The organism is Nonomuraea sp. NPDC049750 (assembly GCF_040659625.1).
In the GTDB taxonomy this organism is placed as follows: Bacteria; Actinomycetota; Actinomycetes; order Streptosporangiales; family Streptosporangiaceae; genus Nonomuraea.
The window spans coordinates 22,903-38,895 of sequence record NZ_JBFANB010000009.1 but is presented as its reverse complement, the minus strand read 5'-3'; the positions used below and the strand labels follow the sequence as shown (position 1 = coordinate 38,895).

The 15,993-nt window shown below is 69.8% G+C and carries 18 protein-coding genes and 2 pseudogenes; 10 read left to right on the top strand and 10 right to left on the bottom strand.

The window, feature by feature from the left end; genetic code table 11:
• Nucleotides 1-8 precede the first annotated feature (8 nt).
• Nucleotides 9-890: a nucleoside hydrolase gene (locus tag AB0J16_RS24040; RefSeq protein ID WP_358543179.1), complete on the top strand. Its 882-nt coding sequence runs from the start codon at nt 9-11 to the stop codon at nt 888-890.
• 123 nt (nt 891-1,013) lie between these two features.
• Here the strand turns inward: AB0J16_RS24040 and AB0J16_RS24035 are convergent.
• A pseudogene (locus tag AB0J16_RS24035) lies at nt 1,014-1,229 on the bottom strand (helix-turn-helix domain-containing protein); the annotation flags it as partial.
• A 212-nt stretch (nt 1,230-1,441) separates the two neighbouring features.
• Nucleotides 1,442-1,816, bottom strand: coding sequence for a nuclear transport factor 2 family protein (locus AB0J16_RS24030; RefSeq protein WP_358543177.1), 375 nt, complete (start codon nt 1,814-1,816; stop codon nt 1,442-1,444).
• Nucleotides 1,817-1,954: 138 nt separating this feature from the next.
• Here AB0J16_RS24030 and AB0J16_RS24025 point away from each other — a divergent pair, with 138 nt between their 5' ends.
• Both AB0J16_RS24025 and AB0J16_RS24020 read left to right on the top strand, forming a co-directional pair.
• Nucleotides 1,955-2,962, top strand: a complete 1,008-nt coding sequence (locus AB0J16_RS24025; RefSeq protein WP_358543174.1) for a YafY family protein — start codon at nt 1,955-1,957, stop codon at nt 2,960-2,962.
• 51 nt (nt 2,963-3,013) lie between these two features.
• Nucleotides 3,014-3,655 (top strand): histidine phosphatase family protein, encoded by a 642-nt coding sequence (locus AB0J16_RS24020; RefSeq protein ID WP_358543171.1) that lies wholly within the window; start codon nt 3,014-3,016, stop codon nt 3,653-3,655.
• A gap of 37 nt (nt 3,656-3,692) precedes the next feature.
• Here AB0J16_RS24020 and AB0J16_RS24015 read toward each other — a convergent pair whose 3' ends face one another.
• Complete coding sequence (locus AB0J16_RS24015) at nt 3,693-4,856, bottom strand: hypothetical protein (protein WP_358543168.1); 1,164 nt, start codon at nt 4,854-4,856, stop codon at nt 3,693-3,695.
• Between the two features lie 167 nt (nt 4,857-5,023).
• On the opposite strand from AB0J16_RS24015, the gene AB0J16_RS24010 reads away from it, so the two are divergent.
• Nucleotides 5,024-5,974: a DUF5829 family protein gene (locus AB0J16_RS24010; RefSeq protein ID WP_358543166.1), complete on the top strand. Its 951-nt coding sequence runs from the start codon at nt 5,024-5,026 to the stop codon at nt 5,972-5,974.
• Between the two features lie 97 nt (nt 5,975-6,071).
• Here AB0J16_RS24010 and AB0J16_RS24005 read toward each other — a convergent pair whose 3' ends face one another.
• The 4 genes from AB0J16_RS24005 to AB0J16_RS23990 all read right to left on the bottom strand — a co-directional run bounded on the left by AB0J16_RS24005 (nt 6,072) and on the right by AB0J16_RS23990 (nt 7,991).
• Nucleotides 6,072-6,482: a VOC family protein gene (locus AB0J16_RS24005; RefSeq protein ID WP_358543163.1), complete on the bottom strand. Its 411-nt coding sequence runs from the start codon at nt 6,480-6,482 to the stop codon at nt 6,072-6,074.
• 10 nt (nt 6,483-6,492) lie between these two features.
• A complete protein-coding gene (locus tag AB0J16_RS24000; protein ID WP_358543160.1) occupies nt 6,493-6,933 on the bottom strand; it encodes a helix-turn-helix transcriptional regulator in 441 nt (146 codons plus the stop codon).
• A gap of 68 nt (nt 6,934-7,001) precedes the next feature.
• The gene (locus tag AB0J16_RS23995) at nt 7,002-7,208 is read right to left on the bottom strand and encodes a tautomerase family protein (protein WP_357650494.1); all 207 of its coding nucleotides are present in this window, start codon (nt 7,206-7,208) and stop codon (nt 7,002-7,004) included.
• Nucleotides 7,209-7,256: 48 nt separating this feature from the next.
• Nucleotides 7,257-7,991, bottom strand: a complete 735-nt coding sequence (locus AB0J16_RS23990; protein WP_358543157.1) for an SDR family oxidoreductase — start codon at nt 7,989-7,991, stop codon at nt 7,257-7,259.
• A gap of 110 nt (nt 7,992-8,101) precedes the next feature.
• Here AB0J16_RS23990 and AB0J16_RS23985 point away from each other — a divergent pair, with 110 nt between their 5' ends.
• The gene (locus AB0J16_RS23985; protein ID WP_358543154.1) at nt 8,102-8,791 is read left to right on the top strand and encodes a TetR/AcrR family transcriptional regulator; all 690 of its coding nucleotides are present in this window, start codon (nt 8,102-8,104) and stop codon (nt 8,789-8,791) included.
• Between the two features lie 234 nt (nt 8,792-9,025).
• The gene (locus tag AB0J16_RS23980) at nt 9,026-9,469 is read left to right on the top strand and encodes a hypothetical protein (RefSeq protein WP_358543151.1); all 444 of its coding nucleotides are present in this window, start codon (nt 9,026-9,028) and stop codon (nt 9,467-9,469) included.
• Between the two features lie 274 nt (nt 9,470-9,743).
• Here AB0J16_RS23980 and AB0J16_RS23975 read toward each other — a convergent pair whose 3' ends face one another.
• Nucleotides 9,744-10,184, bottom strand: a complete 441-nt coding sequence (locus tag AB0J16_RS23975; protein WP_358543148.1) for an Lrp/AsnC family transcriptional regulator — start codon at nt 10,182-10,184, stop codon at nt 9,744-9,746.
• Between the two features lie 79 nt (nt 10,185-10,263).
• Here AB0J16_RS23975 and AB0J16_RS23970 point away from each other — a divergent pair, with 79 nt between their 5' ends.
• Nucleotides 10,264-11,007 (top strand): AzlC family ABC transporter permease, encoded by a 744-nt coding sequence (locus AB0J16_RS23970; RefSeq protein ID WP_358543145.1) that lies wholly within the window; start codon nt 10,264-10,266, stop codon nt 11,005-11,007.
• A complete protein-coding gene (locus AB0J16_RS23965; protein WP_358543142.1) occupies nt 11,000-11,326 on the top strand; it encodes an AzlD domain-containing protein in 327 nt (108 codons plus the stop codon). Before AB0J16_RS23970 ends, AB0J16_RS23965 begins: the two co-directional genes overlap by 8 nt.
• A gap of 477 nt (nt 11,327-11,803) precedes the next feature.
• Here AB0J16_RS23965 and AB0J16_RS23960 read toward each other — a convergent pair whose 3' ends face one another.
• Entirely contained in the window at nt 11,804-12,463 is a 660-nt protein-coding gene (locus AB0J16_RS23960; protein ID WP_358543919.1) for a response regulator transcription factor, read from the bottom strand.
• Entirely contained in the window at nt 12,463-13,839 is a 1,377-nt protein-coding gene (locus AB0J16_RS23955) for a histidine kinase (RefSeq protein WP_358543139.1), read from the bottom strand. Before AB0J16_RS23955 ends, AB0J16_RS23960 begins: the two co-directional genes overlap by 1 nt.
• 133 nt (nt 13,840-13,972) lie before the next feature.
• On the opposite strand from AB0J16_RS23955, the pseudogene AB0J16_RS23950 reads away from it, so the two are divergent.
• A pseudogene (locus tag AB0J16_RS23950) lies at nt 13,973-14,449 on the top strand (ATP-binding cassette domain-containing protein); the annotation flags it as partial.
• Nucleotides 14,450-14,758: 309 nt separating this feature from the next.
• A complete protein-coding gene (locus AB0J16_RS23945) occupies nt 14,759-15,952 on the top strand; it encodes an alpha/beta hydrolase (protein WP_358543136.1) in 1,194 nt (397 codons plus the stop codon).
• The last annotated feature ends 41 nt before the right edge of the window (nt 15,953-15,993 follow it).

The following is a 15,993-nucleotide window of genomic DNA, read 5'->3' as shown; positions in this document are numbered from 1 at the left end:
GAGCTGCGATGCGCCAGCGCAGAGTGATCATCAACACCGACGCCAAGAACGAGGCCGATGACCAGTTCGCCATCGTCCACGGGTTGTTGTCGCCGACTCTCGACATGCGCGGGCTGATCCCCGCCCATTTCGGCAGCTCGCGGTCGCAGCGGAGCATGGAGGAGTCTCGCGAGGAGATCGATCTCCTGCTGGATCTGCTCGGCCTGACCGGCTCCGTCACCGTCGCGAACGGCGCGGCGACGCCGTTGCCGGACGAGCACACCGCGGTGGACTCTCCCGGGGCCCGGCTGATCATCGAGGAGTCGAAGCTCGCGAGCGAGGAAGACCCGCTCTATGTGGCGTTCCTCGGGCCGCTGACCGACATGGCCTCGGCGATCCTGCTGGACCCCGACCTCGTACGACGGCCGGTGGTGGTGATCTGGATCGGTGGCTCCGGGTACCGCGGCTACGACGAAGGCTCGCGAATCGAGTTCAACCTCTCCAACGACATCCACGCCGCCAACGTGGTGTTCGACTCCGGCATCAGCGTGTGGCAGGTGCCCAGAGACGTCTACACCAAGGTCTCGGTGAGCTATGCCGAACTGGCGGAGAAGATCGGCGACGCCGGCCCGCTGGGCCGCTACCTGATCAAGCAGCTGCACGAGTGGAACGCGACGTACCACCCCGGCCCGATCGAGTCCCGCTCACTGGGCGATTCACCGGCCATCGCGCTGATGCTCTTTCCCGCGAGCGGAAACCTGCGCGTCAGGCCCGCTCCCCGCTTCGGCGCGGGCGGCTCCTACCTGCCCGGCTCGAACCACCCGATCAAGGTCTGCGAGGAGATCGACGTGCGCTTCCTGCTGGAGGACATGTTCGCCAAGATCAGGGCGTTCGGCCGCGAGCACGACTGACGCGCGCGGGTGTGATCGGTCAGGCGTCCGCCATCTCGTCCTCGTGGCGGAACAGGCTCCGGTATTCCTGAGGCGAGGTGCCAAGGTGCCGGTGGAACGCGGCCCGGGAGCGCCGAGCCCGGTGAGGCGGCCGATCTGCTCGATGGGCACGGTGGTCGCCTCCAGCAGTTCGCGGGCCCGGTCGATGCGCGCGTCGGTCAGCCAGGCCATGGGCGGAGTGCCGCTCTCCTCGCGGAAGCGGCGGATCAGTGTCCGTCGCGACACCGCCAGCAACGCGGCACGCCAGCACTGGGTCGCGGAACGCGTGCTGGAGCGCTTCCCGGTGGCCGTCACCCACATCCGCCCGGCACGGCGTCTTCGCCGGCACGAACGACCTCGTGAAGAAGATCGGCGGCGCCGGCCCCTTCGATGGGGAGAGCTTCGTCGCCCAGAACCGGGCGGCCTTCGACCCGCACACCGCCTGAATGGCTGCCCGCGACGCGGCCCAGCAGGCCCGCGCCTGCTGACCGAGGCTGTTGCCGCTCACGCATGCGGGCCCCGGCGCGGCCGGGTCAGTGCTGGATGTCGCCTCTGGCCTTAGCCATCGGGAGCAGGTCGAAGACACTGATCACGCGGGTGATCTCGCCGTTCTCGACGGTGAGGTAGTCGATGCCGCGGAAGTCCTTCAGGATGGGCGTGTCGACGGCGTACACGGTCGCCGCGTTCGTGTCGTTGCTCAGGACGTCGATGACGGTGGCGCCGATGAGCGAGTTCGCGAACCGTTCGAGGAATTGGCGGTAGCCCTCTACTCCCTCGAACGTGCCGGTCGGGGCCTCGCACACGACGTCGTCGGCGAGCAGGCTCAGCGCCTTCTCGACGTCCTTGCTGGTCCATGCGCGGACGAAGTCCTCGGCGACCTTCTGGGCGAGCGCGTTCGTTGCGGTCACAGCACAGTTCCTTTCGTGGCGCTTTATCCCTGGCGAGCCCGGGGACGCTCGGAGCCGCCTCCTGTAGGTGGCTCTCTGCCTGTAGCTTCACCGAGGTATATGTCAGGTGCTGTCATATACATAGGTAAATTTGGCACCATGAGGTCCGAGCGACTGCTGTCGATCATGCTGCTGCTCCAGACCCACGGCCGGCTGCCCGCCGGCGACCTGGCCGAGCGCCTGGAAGTGTCGGTCCGCACCGTCATGCGCGACATCGAGGCGCTGTCGGCGGCCGGTGTGCCCGTCTACACCGTGCGCGGGCCCCATGGCGGCATCGCCCTGCTGCCCGGCTACCGCACCAATGTCACCGGCCTGACCGCCGACGAGGCCCGCGCCCTGTTCGTCCTGCTGTCCGATCATGCTCACACCGAGCTGGGCCTGGGCCGGGCCCTCGGCTCCGCGTTGCGCAAGCTGATGGCCGCCCTGCCCGCCCCGCACCGGCCGGACGCCGACCTGGCCAGCCGCCGTATCCTCATCGACCCGGTGCGCTGGCGCGGCGGACCGGCACGCCCCGCCACCGGGCCGGCCGTCGATCTGGCCGTACTCCAGCAGGCCATCTTCACCGACCGGCGGCTGCGCCTGCGCTACCGGCACGGCCGCGACAACCGCGTCCGCTCCTACACCCTCGATCCGTACGGCCTGGTCAACAAGGCAGGCGTCTGGTACCTCATCGCCGACCATCGCGGCGAGCCCGCACTCTTCCGAACCGATCGAGCCCAGTCAGCCGGCATACTCGACGAGCCCGTACGACGCCGCGACGGCCTCGAACTGGCCGACGTCTGGGACGGCCTGCGCCGCCACATCGACGACATTCCCGCCCCACTGCCCGTCACGGTCAGCGTCCACCGGGACATCCTTGCCAGATTCCTGCGCATCCACGAAGCAGATCTGGCCGGGCCCCCTCCCACCGACCTCTCGCCGGACGCCGACGACCAACCGGAGCGGGTGCACGTCGAGCTGCGCTTCCGCTCTCTGGCCGCGGCCGAGGTACTGCTGGCCTTCGGTACCGACGCCGAAGTCCTCGCTCCGGCCGAGCTCCGCCAGGCCCTGGCCCGCAAGGCGGCCGAGGTCGCCGCCCGCTACACCACCGACACCGATCACCGGTAGGGCGGCTCTTAAGATCATCCCGGAACTGTCCACTATGGGAAGAGCTCACTCATGCGCACCATCTACGCCGTCACTCATCCGGAGGCGACGCACCACGTCGAGGGGGTCGTCGGCGGCTGGCATGATTCGCGGCTGACGCCGGCCGGTCTCAGCGCGGCGGCCTCCATTGCCCAGGCGCTGCGGACCCAGATCCCGGACGGTGCCGATGTGGAGCTGTTCTCCTCGGATCTGCGGCGCACCCGGCAAACGGCTGAAAAGGTTGCCGAGCTGTTCGGTGTGAAAGCGATCCTGGACCGCAGGCTGCGGGAGAAATCCTACGGAGAGGCGGGGGGAAGGCCACAGGAGTGGCTGGACCAACGATTCGTCCCGCCGCCGGTGGTCGGGGAGCGGTTGGAACACGACGAGGGCGTGGAGGGGGCCGAGACCAAGGCGGCGTGGGCACGGCGCATCTACGCGGCCATGGACGAGATCTTGCGGAGCCCCTGCGAACACCAGATCATCGTGACGCACGGTGGCTCCCTGACATTCGTCGTGGCGTCCTGGATCAAGATGCCGATCGAGTCGGTCGGCCATGCCAGTTTCCGGGCGCCGTCCGGCAGCATCACCACGCTGCGCGAAGACGACTTCTTCCACAACCGCCAGGTCGTCAGCCTCGGTGACACCCGCCATCTCGACTCCGCCGAAGCCGGCTGACCTCTACCTGGCCCGCCGAGCTCGCGAAGCCCGGTGGTCACCAGGCCGCGCGCGGCGGGTCGCCCTCACCCGGACGCTGGTCGACTGTGATCGGCACCGAGGTGGCCGCGCCGTCGGTGAGGCCGATCCGGTAGGCGCGCCAGTCGTGCACGTACAGGAGGTGCTCGCCGGTTCCGTCGACGCTGAAGCGCAGGCTCAGTGAGGCGCCGGGCGGCAGCTCCGGCCGGGCCAGGGTCTGCGCCGGCCCGCCTGCCACGGGGACGCGTTCGACGACATGCCCGAAGGCGTAGATCAGCGCGCTGCCGTCGGGGGTGTGGGCCACCGACTCGATCAGCATGACGCCCGTGGTGTTCTTGATGATCCGGGGCGCGGCACTTTCCGGGTCGGCGCCCAGGCGGGCGAGGTCGAGCAAGGCGATGGCCCGGCCATCCAGCACGCAGGCGAGCGAGCGGCCGTCCGGGGCCCAGGACAGGCCGGTCACCATCGAGTGTGCCAATGTCTTCCAGTCCCGGCGTCGGCCGGTGGCGACGTCGAGCACGGAGATCTTGGCGCCACCTCCGATGAGCGGCGTGGAGTAGGCAAGCCGGGTGCCGTCGGCGCTGAGCGCGAGGTCGTAGACGAACGTCAGGTCGTCGGGGTCTGTCTGCGTGATGGCCACCGGCTTTCCGGGCCGCCCGTCCTCGCCAAGGCGTACCAGGAAGAAGCAGATGCGGGGCTTCTTCGGCTCGGTCCAGCCGGCGACCGCGAACGTGCGGTTGTCCCGGGCGGCGGCCACGAGGTGCCAGGAACTCTCGACGCCGGGCGGCAGCGGGATGTTCGCGATGAACGCCCCGGTCTTAGCGTTGTGCACGGCGGGCGGCACCGGAGTGAAGACAGCGGTCTTGGACCTGCCGGGGAAGTGGGTGAGCGGAGTGCGGGCGGAGACGAAGAACCGCGGCGGGCCCGTCGCGGTCAGGGGCGCTCCGGTCGCCATGGGCTCGGCCAAGGAGGTCGCCATCGGGAACGGGTGCCGTACCGGACCCGAGGACACCATGGGCGAGGGCGGCGACGGGACCATCGTCAGCGACGGCAGTGGCGCGGACGTCAAGGGCTGGGGTGCGCTGATGAGCGACACCCGGTCGGCGGCCGGATCGGCGCATCCGGCGACCAGGACGGCCAGGGCTAAACCGGTCAGGGCGGCGGACGTACGTGACGACGGCATGTAGCGATCATCGCATGGGGCGGCAGCGACGCGCATAACACAGAGCGGCCGGGCAGCATGGCGGTTGACCTGCGGATTCGCGAGGGCGGCGGGCATGGTTCCGGCGCAATGTTAGAGGTTCGTCAAATCCTCAGTGGGTGTGATCTTCCCAACCTAAGATCACGTCCATGCTGATTCACCGAACCTTACGGACGATCACAGTCCTCGCCGCGACGTTCACCGTCGCGTTGTCCGGGGCGGTCACCGGCGGCGCGAGCGCGGCGATGGCAGACGAGAGCCAGCCGAAGCCCGACCGTCAGCTGCTCTTCTACAACCACGCCTACAGCGTCGTCGACAAGGAGACCGCCGACGCGGTCGAGAACTCCGACTACCTCCGGAAGTTCGCCAACTTCGAGGTCCGCACCACGACCGGTGGTGGGCTGACCTGGAAAGGCCGCTACCTGAAGGGTCGCGAGACCTATCTGGAGCTGTTCTCGGTGGGTGACCTGCCCGGCCAGGACGCCGAGTTCGGCTCCGCCGGGCTCGGGACCTCGGTCGAGCGCGCGGGGGACCTCTCCACGGTGACCGAGCGCCTGAAGGCCGCGGGGATCGCCAATCCGTTCCCGTACCGCCAGACCCGTGACTTCGGCGACGGGGTCAAGGTGCCGTGGTTCGACACCATCCGTACCACCGGTGACCAGTACGACGCCTTCGACCCGTGGGCGATGGAATACCTGCCGGAGTACTTCGCCGACCCGCGCAGCAAGACCGAGCCCGAGAGCTTCCCCGGCGACGTCGGCCGGGAGCGCTACCTGCCCGACGACTACCGCGACCACCTGATGCGTGACGTGACCTCCATCCGCATCGGGGTGCCCGCTCGCGACCTCGCCAACACGGTGCCGCTGCTGCGCGCCGGCGGCTTCACCATCCGGACGCTTCCCGGCGGCGTCGTCGCCGAGGGCGGCGGCACCCGGATCCAGCTGGACTCCGTCGCGCGCGAGCAGGCCGGCCTCAAGCAGATCCAGATGTCGCTCAACAAGCCCCTGCTGTCCATGACCGAGGAGCGGATCGGCCGGTCCACCCTCGCCGTCGGCCCCGGCGCTCGCGCCGTGTGGACCTTCGACGCGCCCGTCAAGTAAGCATCCCTCCACGCCTACCCGCGGGTACGGCGAAGCGGTGCCGGTGAAGGCTTCCTCGCCGGCACCGCGGACGGCGTCGCCCGCGGGAGGCGTGGGCTTACGCCTTGGGCGCCTGCTGGATCCGCACCAGGTTGCCCGAGGGGTCGCGGAACGCGCTGTCGCGCGGCCCCCAGGGCTGCTCGATGGGCTCCTGCAGCACCTCGGCGCCGGATGCCCGGACCCGTTCGAAAGTCGCGTCGAGATCGTCGGTGCTGAAGATGATCATCGCCAGGACGCCCTTGGTGAGCAGTTCCTGCAGGGCGTCGCCGTCGGCCTGGGAACGGCCGGCGTGTGGTTCGGAGAGCACGATTTCGAGGTCCGGCTGGATCGCGCTGCCGAGCGTGACCCAGCGGAACCCGCCGGAGGCGACGTCGTTGCGCACCTCAAGGCCGAGGGCGTCACGGTAGAAGGTGAGCGACTCGTCCACGTCGTTGACGGTGATGTGGCAGTAGCGGAGTGCGATGGTCATGTCGCCAACGTTAGGCGGCGGCGACGCGACCCGCTTCTCCGATCCTGCTCGGCGGGTTTCGTGTCGGCCGCGTGCGCACCTTCGCCACGCACGCGGGCATCGCCGTTTCGGCGTCGTGCTCCCGGCCTCGGTACGCGCTCGGCGTCTCCCCCACCACCTCGGTGAACCGCGAGCTGAACGAGCCGAGCGAGGTACAGCCGACCGCCATGCACGCGTCGGTCACGCTCATCCCCTCGCGCAGCAGCGCCATCGCCCGCTCGATCCGTCGGGTCATGAGATAGCTGTACGGCGTCTCGCCATAGGCCGCCCGGAACCGTCGCGAGAAGTGCCCCGGCGACATGAGGGCATGGCGGGCCATCGTCGGCACATCGAGCGGCTTCGCGTACTCCCGGTCGATCAGATCGCGCGCTCGGCGCAGGTGCGCGAGATTGGCGAGGTCTTCCGGATTCATGGAACGAACATACCACCCCAAAATAGCCATTTACCTGCACGAATGCGCCTGATGGCTGGGACAGGTGCTCAGCTTCGGCCGAGCATCTCAGCGGTGAGGATGTCCCCGCCGAGCCCCCAGCCGCCGTCGGGGACTTCGTCGATGAGGACCAGGGTGTTCGCCCGGGCCCGCTCGCCGTACACGGCCGCGTAGGCGTCGGTGACGGCGTCGATGAGCTTCTTCTTGGATTCGGGGGTCAGGGTGTCGGCGGGCACCTTGAGGTTGGCGAACGGCATGGTGTTTCCCTTTCGTGTGGGTGATGAAGAGTTGACAGGAGGCGGACGTCAGATGATGCCGCCGTTCGCGCGCACGACCTGCCCGTTGACCCAATGCCCCGCGGGACCGGTCAGGAAGGCGACCACCCGGGCGATGTCCTCCGGGGTGCCGAGCCGCGCGAGCGGGGGCTGGTTGGCGAGCCGCTCGATCGTGGCCTCGTCCTTGCCCTCGAGGAACAGGTCGGTGGCGGTCGGCCCGGGCGCGACCGCGTTGACCGTGATGTCCCGCCCGCGCAGCTCGCGGGCCAGGATGAGCGTCGTCGCCTCGACGGCACCCTTGCTGGCGGCGTACGCCCCATAATTCGGGAGCTGCATGCCCACCACCGAGGTGGACATGGTGACGATCGAGCCTCCGGCGCGCACGCGACGCGCGGCCTCCCGCGCCATGACGAAGGTGCCGCGGATGTTGGTGCGGTGCAGGGCGTCAAGGTCGTCGAGGTCGAGGTCGGCGATCGGGGACAGCGACAGCCGTCCCGCGGAGTTCACGACGACGTCGACCCCGCCGAAGACCTTCTCCGCCTCATCGAACATCGCCGCGACCGCGGCCTCGTCCGCCACGTCGGCCTGCGCCGGGATCGCCCGGCCGCCGGCCGCGGTGATCTCCTGGACCACCTCGGTGGCGGCCGCGGCCGACCCTTGGTAGCCCACGACGACCGCGGACCCCTGTGCCGCCAGAGTCGTCGCGATCGCCCGGCCGATCCCGCGGGAGCCGCCGCTGACCACTGCTATGCGCTGCTCGTTCATGGAAACTCCTCCATTCGTATCGTCGATACGCATGAGCGATATCGTCGATATGGCATGACGGTAGCACGGTCTTCGTATCGTCGCTAGCGCCGAGGCGTATCATCGGTCGCATGACAGGAACGGACTCCCTTCGCACGGCGATGATCGAAGCCGCGGAGCGTCAGCTGGCGACCTCCTCGGACAACGAGATCGCCACGCGGGCGGTCTGTGAGGCGGTCGGTGTGAGCCAGCCCGTGCTCTACCGGCTCTTCGGCGACAAACGAGGACTTCTGGACGCCATCGCCGACCACGGATATGAGAGGTACGCCACGCTCAAGGCCGCGCAAGAACAGACGGCCGACCCGGTGGCCGATCTACGCGCCGGCTGGGACGGCCACATGGCGTTCGCGAGGGAGAATCCTGCCCTCTACCAGCTGATGTTCACTCCCCGGCCGTGGTCTCACTCTACTGCTCGCGATCGCGTGTTCGACTTGCTGGTGGCGACGCTCGTACGGTGCGCGGCGACGGGCGCGCTGAAGGTCGAGCCGCGGACCGCCGCCCAGCTGATCCTGTCGGCGAGCATCGGCAACGCCCTCAACCACCTCGCCGACCCGGCCCTGTTCGACGACCCCGCGCTGTCCCATCGCATGCGCGACGCCGTGTTCTCGCACGTGCTCACCGAGACAACCGCTCAAGAGGACGCCGACCCGCTGCGTACCGCCGCGCTGCGCCTTCACGCGCAACTCGGCCTCGGGGGCGCCGACGCCCTCGAACCGGCCGAGGTCGCCCTTCTCCTGCGCTGGCTCGAACGCATGACATAACGCTGGGCTGTCAGCCGTGGCTGCCCGTGACATTGAAGATCGCGGTGTAGGGCGACCGGTCGAAGAGGCGGCCGAGCCGGCCGCGGCCGTCCAGCGCCTCGACGCCTTCCGCGACGTTTCATGTCATCATCCCCGTATCCACAGGATGCCATGGCAGCGTCGATCAGCCGGGGCGGCGCTCTGGCTTCCTGCCGTGCTCGTCACCACGCCCCTAAGTCACCCTGGAGAAGCACCGTGTCCGAACAGATCGCGACCTGGCGCGACGCTCGCTACGACATGCCTGTCAGTCAGCAGCTGGCGCGCTACGACGAGCTGGCCGCCAAGCACGCGTCGGCCCGCGCCCGGATCGAGCTGGTGACCCGAGGGATCTATGACCCGGCCCGGCACGGAGCCGACGACCGTCCTCCCCTTACCGTGGCCGAGCACATCGAGCTGCTGGCGCTGGCGGAGTGCATCGCGCGTACCGTGCGTCATCCCGCCAACGTCCACCACGCGGTGCTGGCCGGAGTCACCTGGGCCGAGATCGCCCGCGTCGTCGACTCCGACGAGCGCACCGTACGGCGGGACTACCAGCGATGGGCCGACGACCAGCACGACCTCAACCGGCAGGACCCCGACCTCGGCATGACCGCCGAGGAGCACATCGCCGCGACCGCCAGAGCTTCGACGGGGATCTGAGGCCCGCCCGGCACCGCGAGGTCATGTGTCGCGCAGGATGTCGAACGCCTGGCGGGCCGGCCGCCGCGCCGAGGCTGGCGCACCGACTTCTTCGGCCAGTACGCCGGCTCGGGCGCGACCGACCGGAACGGGATCTTCCGGGAGTACACCGAAGGCGACGTGAAGGAGATCTACCTCGTCGACGTGCCGTCGTGGAGTTCACTGCGCACCGAGCGCTACGGCTGACCCCGCGCACAACATGCCCGGCCCGGCGGGGCTGGGCATGTTGTGCGCGCTATGGAGCCGGCTTGAGGTTCTTGAGCGTGAAGTGCGAGGTGATGCCCCGGACGCGCGGGATGGTCATGACGTACTGGCTCAGGAACGCCTCATAGGCGGCCAGGTCGGCAACGGCCACCCGCACGAAGTAATCGGGACTGCCGAACAGCCGCCGCAGCTCGACGACCTCCTCGGCCCGCGCCAGGGTCTGCTCGAAGTGGTCGACCGTGTCCGCGTCCTGGGCGTCGAGCGTCAGGTCGACCAGGACCTCGAAGGACCGGCCCACGGCGGCGGCGTCGATGACCGCTCGGTAGCCGCGAATCACGCCCTCGGCCTCCAGCCGCTGAACGCGCCGCAGGCACGGCCCGGTGGTGAGCCCGACCCGCTGGGCCAGCTCCACGTTCGTCAGCCGCCCGTTTCGCTCCAACTCGGCGATGATTGCTCTGTCAATCGAATCCACGAAAGAATATTGCACCGCGGACCACTGGCTGAGCAATATCAGCAACCACATAACAGCCGTTTTCCGGCACCCTAGAAGGGTGCAAGATGTACTGATCCCGACCGCGGTGACCCCCGCCCACACCACCCGGCGCCAGCAGATCACCGCAGGTGTGCGCGATTCCTTCTCCGCGGGGCTGGGAATCTTCCCGCTGGGGATCGCCCTCGGCCTGCTGGTCCTCCAGGCCGGCCTGCCCTGGTGGCTCGCCCCCGCCCTGTCCATGGCCGCTTTCGCCGGCTCGCTGGAGCTCCTGCTGGTGGGCATGATGGCCACCGTCACACCGCTCGCCGCAGTCGCGCTGACCGTCCTGGTGGTCAACTTCCGGCACGTCTTCTACGCCTTCTCCTTCCCGCTTCACCTGGTCAAGAACCGGTGGGCGAAGGCGTACGCCGTGTACGCGATGATCGACGAGGCGTACGCCGTCAACGCCTCCCTCCCCGAAGCGGAACGCTCCGCGCCCCGGCTGCTGGCGATGCAGATCTCCTGCCAGACCTACTGGGTCGGCGGCGGCCTGGTCGGCGTCGCCATCGGCGCGGCCCTGCCCGCACCGATCAAGGGCCTGGAGTTCGCCCTGTGCGCCCTGTTCACGGTGCTCACCCTGGACGCGTTCCGCTCCCGCCGCGAGATCCCCTCCGTGCTGCTCGCCGCGGCCAGCGTGACGGCAGCCCTCATCGTCACCCCAGGCGTCGCCATGTTCACGGCCCTGCTGCTGTTCGTCGCCCTGCTGCTGGCCCGCCACGCGCTCACCACTCGCCGACCCGTCCCGGAGGCCGACGATGCCTGACATCGCCTACACCCTCGCCGTCCTCGCGATCGTCTCCACCATCACCTTCGCGCTGCGCGCCGTCCCCTTCGCGGCGCTGCGCACGTTGCGCGGTTCGGCCGCCGTGGCGCAGCTGTCGGTCTGGATGCCGGTCGGCATCCTCGCCATCCTCGCCCTGACCGCCCTGCACGGCACCATCACCGCCGACCCGCGCGCGACGCTGTACGCGTTGCTCGCGGTCGCCGTAACCGCGGTCGTCCACCTCGCCTCGGGCCGCCGCACCATCCTGAGCGTCGGACTCGGCACCGCCGTGTACGTCGTCCTCGTCAACGCCTTCTGAGCCTGTCTTTCAACCGCCGATGAGGCGCCCGGTAATCAGAGGGTGGGCTGCGGGTACGGCATCCGCGGCCGAGCCGGCAACCCCCGGGCGCACTTGCGGTCGGGCCCGAGCCCCCAGGTTCGCCGGAAGGAATGCGCAGAGCGACGGACAGCTTCGGAACGCCGTGTCGCCGTCCCGGCACGCGCCATTGCAGAGCCCGCCGGCCATCGCTTCGCCGACACCGCGCCAGGCCGCAGCCGTCGGCGAAGGTAGCGGCTCGTCGAACAAGAACGGGCGGCGAGTTGCTCGCGAAACTTCGTCCGCAGTCAGTCCGTAGTCAGTCCGCAGTCAGGAGGAGACGGCGACCGCGGTCCGACTCCTGAGCCGTCTGCCCCCGAGGTAGCGCTGACGTCCGTCATGAACTCGCCGCCCGGCAGGGGTGCCGGCCTGTCAACTGACGTCCGTCGTGAACCCGCCGGACGGCAGCAGGCCGGCCTGTCAACGGGACGGGAACACCAGGCCCGCGTCGTAGGCCATGATGACCAGCTGTATTCGGTCACGGGCGCTCAGCTTGGCAAGCAGGCTGGCCACGTGTGCCTTGGCGGTGCCAGGGCTGATGTGCAACCGGGTGGCGATCTCGGCGTTGGACAGGCCACCCCCGACCAGGGCCAGCACCTCGTGCTCGCGTTCGGTGACGCCCGCGAGCCGCCGCGCCTCGGGAGACGGGGCGCGGGCCGGACCACGGGCGAAGTCCTCGATGAGGCGGCGGGTGACGCTGGGGGCGATCAGTGCGTCTCCGGCGGCGACGACGTGGACGGCGGACAGGATGTCGTCCAACGCCATGTCCTTGACCAGGAATCCGCTCGCTCCGGCGCGCAGGGAGGCGTAGACGTTGTCGTCGTCGTCGAACGTGGTCAGCATGATCACACGGGTGGTCTGGGACTCGGCGAGGATGGTCTGGGTGGCCTCGATGCCGTCCATGCCCGGCATGCGGATGTCCATGACCACGACGTCGGGGCGCAGCCGGCGGACGAGCTGGACGGCCTGAGCTCCGGTTCCGGCCTCTCCGGCGACCTCGACATCGGGGGCGGCATCGATGACCATGCGCAAGCCCGCGCGGATCAGCGGCTGGTCGTCGGCGAGCACGATACGGATCATCACCGGGCCTCCACCAGGTCGATGTCCGTGTCCTGGCCGAGGCCGCTCGGCGCGAGCGGCAGGCGTGCGGTGACGCGGAAACCGCCATCTGGCCGGGGGCCCGCGCTGAGGCATCCGTTCAACAGGGCGACCCGTTCGCGCATGCCGACGATCCCATGCCCATCGCCCTCGCAGACAGCGGCATGCCCGTCCTCTTCACCGGCAAGGGCGTGCCTGTCGCCCTCACAGAGAGCAGCGTGTCCGTCGTCGATGACGTCGATGCGTAGTTCCTCTTTCCCGTAGTCGATCACGACCCGGCAGTGGTCCGTGCTCGCATGGCGGAGCACGTTGGTGACCGATTCCTGGATGATGCGGAAAGCGGACCGATCGACGGCGGCGGGCAGCGGGCGTGGCTCTCCGTGCAGGCGAACCTCTACGCGGACACCGGCGGCCATGGTCGTCTGGGCCAGCCGGTCGACGTCGGCCAGTCCCACGGGAGCAGCCGGCTCAGCCAGGCCGGAATACCCACGCTCAGCCAGGCCAGGGCGCCCGCGCCCGGCCGGGCCGGAAAGCTCGCGCCCAGCCGAGCCGGGATGCCCGCGCTCGGTCGGGCCGGGATGCCCGCGCTCGGTCGTGCGGAGCACGCCGAGCAGGTGCCGCAGCCCCTTCAACGTCTGCCTGCTGGTGTCCTCGATCGCGTCCAGCGCCTGGCGCGCCTGATCCGGTCGGCTGTCGATCACCCGGGCGCCCGCGCCGGCCTGGATGGCGATGATGCCGATGCTGTGCGCGACCATGTCGTGCAGCTCTCGCGCGATGCGCAGCCGCTCGTCGGTGACCGCCCGAGCCTCGGCGTAAGCGCGCAGCGCCCGGTCGTACTCGCGCCGCTGCCTGATGAACATCCCGGCCAGCCAGGCGACCAAGACCGCCAGGCCGAGCAGGAGCGACAGCGCGAGGAAGCCCGGCGCCGAGGCACGCAGGCCGTCGCGTAGCAGGTCAAGCTGCCAGGCCGTCTGCTGCACCAGCAACGCGGCGACCGCCGCCGCCAGGCCCGCGCGGCGCGATCGGGTGGCGGTGAGGAGGCAGACCATGACGTCGGTCGCCGGGAAGAGCGGCCAGACCCCCTGGGCCGGATAACCCAGGGACGTCGCCACGACGATCTCGGCCAGCAGCAGCGCGAGCACCGTGGCAGGCCGCTGCCGTGCCCAGGCCAAGGGGACGGCCATGGCGACGGTGAACCCCGCATGCGCCGCCCCCACGGGGAACAGGTCTTCACCGTCGGTCAGCGTCACGGCGTACAGCAGGGGCACCAGGGCCGCGACGCCGCCCCAGATGAGCAGCGCCCGCATGCCGGAGGGCAACCGTGACCAAAGCGGTGGTCTGGGCGTTTTGTCGCGCACCCGGCCGATCGTAGTCACCCGCTTCGGGCCGGGCATCGGCCTGTGGGCGTATGCCCGCAGGCCACCCCCGCGCCGCGGAAACCGGCCCACGGCCAGATGCGGCGCGTCTGCGAGCTGCGACAGCGTTGACCGGGTGATCGAAGTCAACGGACTGACCAAACGCTACGGCGCGGTGACGGCGGTGCGGGACCTCACCTTCGCCGTACGACCGGGGCACGTCACAGGGTTCCTCGGCCCGAACGGCGCCGGCAAGAGCACCACTTTGCGCATGATCCTCGGCCTGAACCGCCCCACCGCGGGCGCCGCCACCATCGACGGCCGCCCCTTCGCCCGCCACCACGCCGGGCTGCGTCATGTCGGCGCGCTGCTGGACGCGGGCGACGTCCATGGCGGCCGCACCGCCGCCGCTCACCTGCGCGCGTTGGCGGTCGGCAACGGCCTGCCCCGCCGCCGGGTGGCCGAGGTGCTGGAGGAGGTGGGCCTGGCCGGAGCGGCGCGCCGCCGGATCGGCGGGTTCTCGCTCGGTATGCGCCAGCGGCTCGGCATCGCCGCCGCTCTGCTGGGCAACCCGCCCGTGCTGCTGTTCGACGAGCCGATCAACGGCGCTGACCGGCTTGGGGATCGGCGCGCTGCTGCGGCACACCGCCGCCGCCGTCGTCGCGGTCTGCGCCGCGCTCGTCATCCTGCCCACCTTCTTCCAGCCCAATGTCCACCAGTGGCTCAACGACCTGTACGCCCTGGTCCCCTTCTACGTCTGGCGTACCTGCCTGGGCCTGCCCCAGCTCCGTGACGACCCCGCTCTGCCGACGGTGGCCGGCTCTTGGGCTGCCTTCGCGCTTTGGCCGCTGGCCGCCGCCGTCGTGACCTTGATCGTCGTACGTCGGCGTGACGTATGAGCGCCCTAATGAGGAGAAATCGCATGACAGTGCAGTCGATTCGGACCCGCTTGCTGGCCATTCCGTTGACGGCCTGCCTTACCTTGATCGCGGTGGCCGTCACCACGACAACCGCGACCGCGACCGGAAACCCGGCCCTCACCGCGACCGTGTCCGGAAACCCGGCCCCCACCGCCGTCCGGTTGGAACTCCCCCGCCCGACCGGCCCCGACGCGGTCGGTCGCGACATCCTGTACCTGGTCGACAGCAGCCGTAAGGACCCCTGGGTGCCCGACTCGGGCCCGCGCCGGCTCATGGTGTCGATGTACTATCCCGCCCGCTCCGCCACCGGCGACCCCGCCCCCTACATGACCACCGCTGAGGCCGCCTCGCTGCTGCGGCGTAAGGCACCCGGCGTCGAACTCCCTCCCGAGACCGTCAGCGCCACCCGCACCTACGCCCACACCGGCGCGCTCGCCAAGCGCGGCCGGTATCCACTCGTCGTCCTCTCCCCCGGCCTCGGCCTCCCGCGCGCCAGCCTCACCTTCCTGGCCGAAGACCTGGCCAGCCGCGGCTATGTCATCGCGCTGGTCGACCACGCCTACGAGTCCTCCGGCACCACCCTGCCCGACGGGCAGATCATCACCTGCGCCCCTCTGTGCGACCAGCCCAAACCTCCGGAAGGCGGGCAGGCGACCATCACCAAGAACCGGACCAAGGACGTCTCCTTCGTCATCGACGAGCTGGCCGGCCGGCACCCCGCCTGGGAGAAGTCCCGCATGATCGCTCCCAAGCGGATAGGCATGGCCGGCCATTCCCTCGGCGGCGACGCCAGTGCCGCCACCATGGCCGTCGACAAGCGCGTACGGGCTGGAGTGAACCTGGACGGCACCTTCCACCCCGCCGTCACGCTCGACCGGCCCTTCCTGCTGCTGGGCAGCCAGGCCGACCACGTCCCCGGCAAGGACGACACCTGGGATGCGAGCTGGCCCAAGATGAGCGGCTGGAAGCGCTGGCTCACCGTGGCCCATACCAGCCACACCGGCTTCACCGACCTGACCATCCTGCAGAAAGCGGTCGGCATGTCAGCTCCCGACGAGCTGTCGCCGCAACGCTCCCTCGAGCTCACCCGCGCCTACGTCGGCGCCTTCTTCGACCTGCACCTGAAGGGCAAGAAGCAACCGCTGCTCAGCGGGCCGTCATCGGCCAACCCCGAGGTCGCTTTCCACAATCCCTGACTCGCTCAGCGTCGGTCCCGCCCCGCGCACATGGCGGGGCG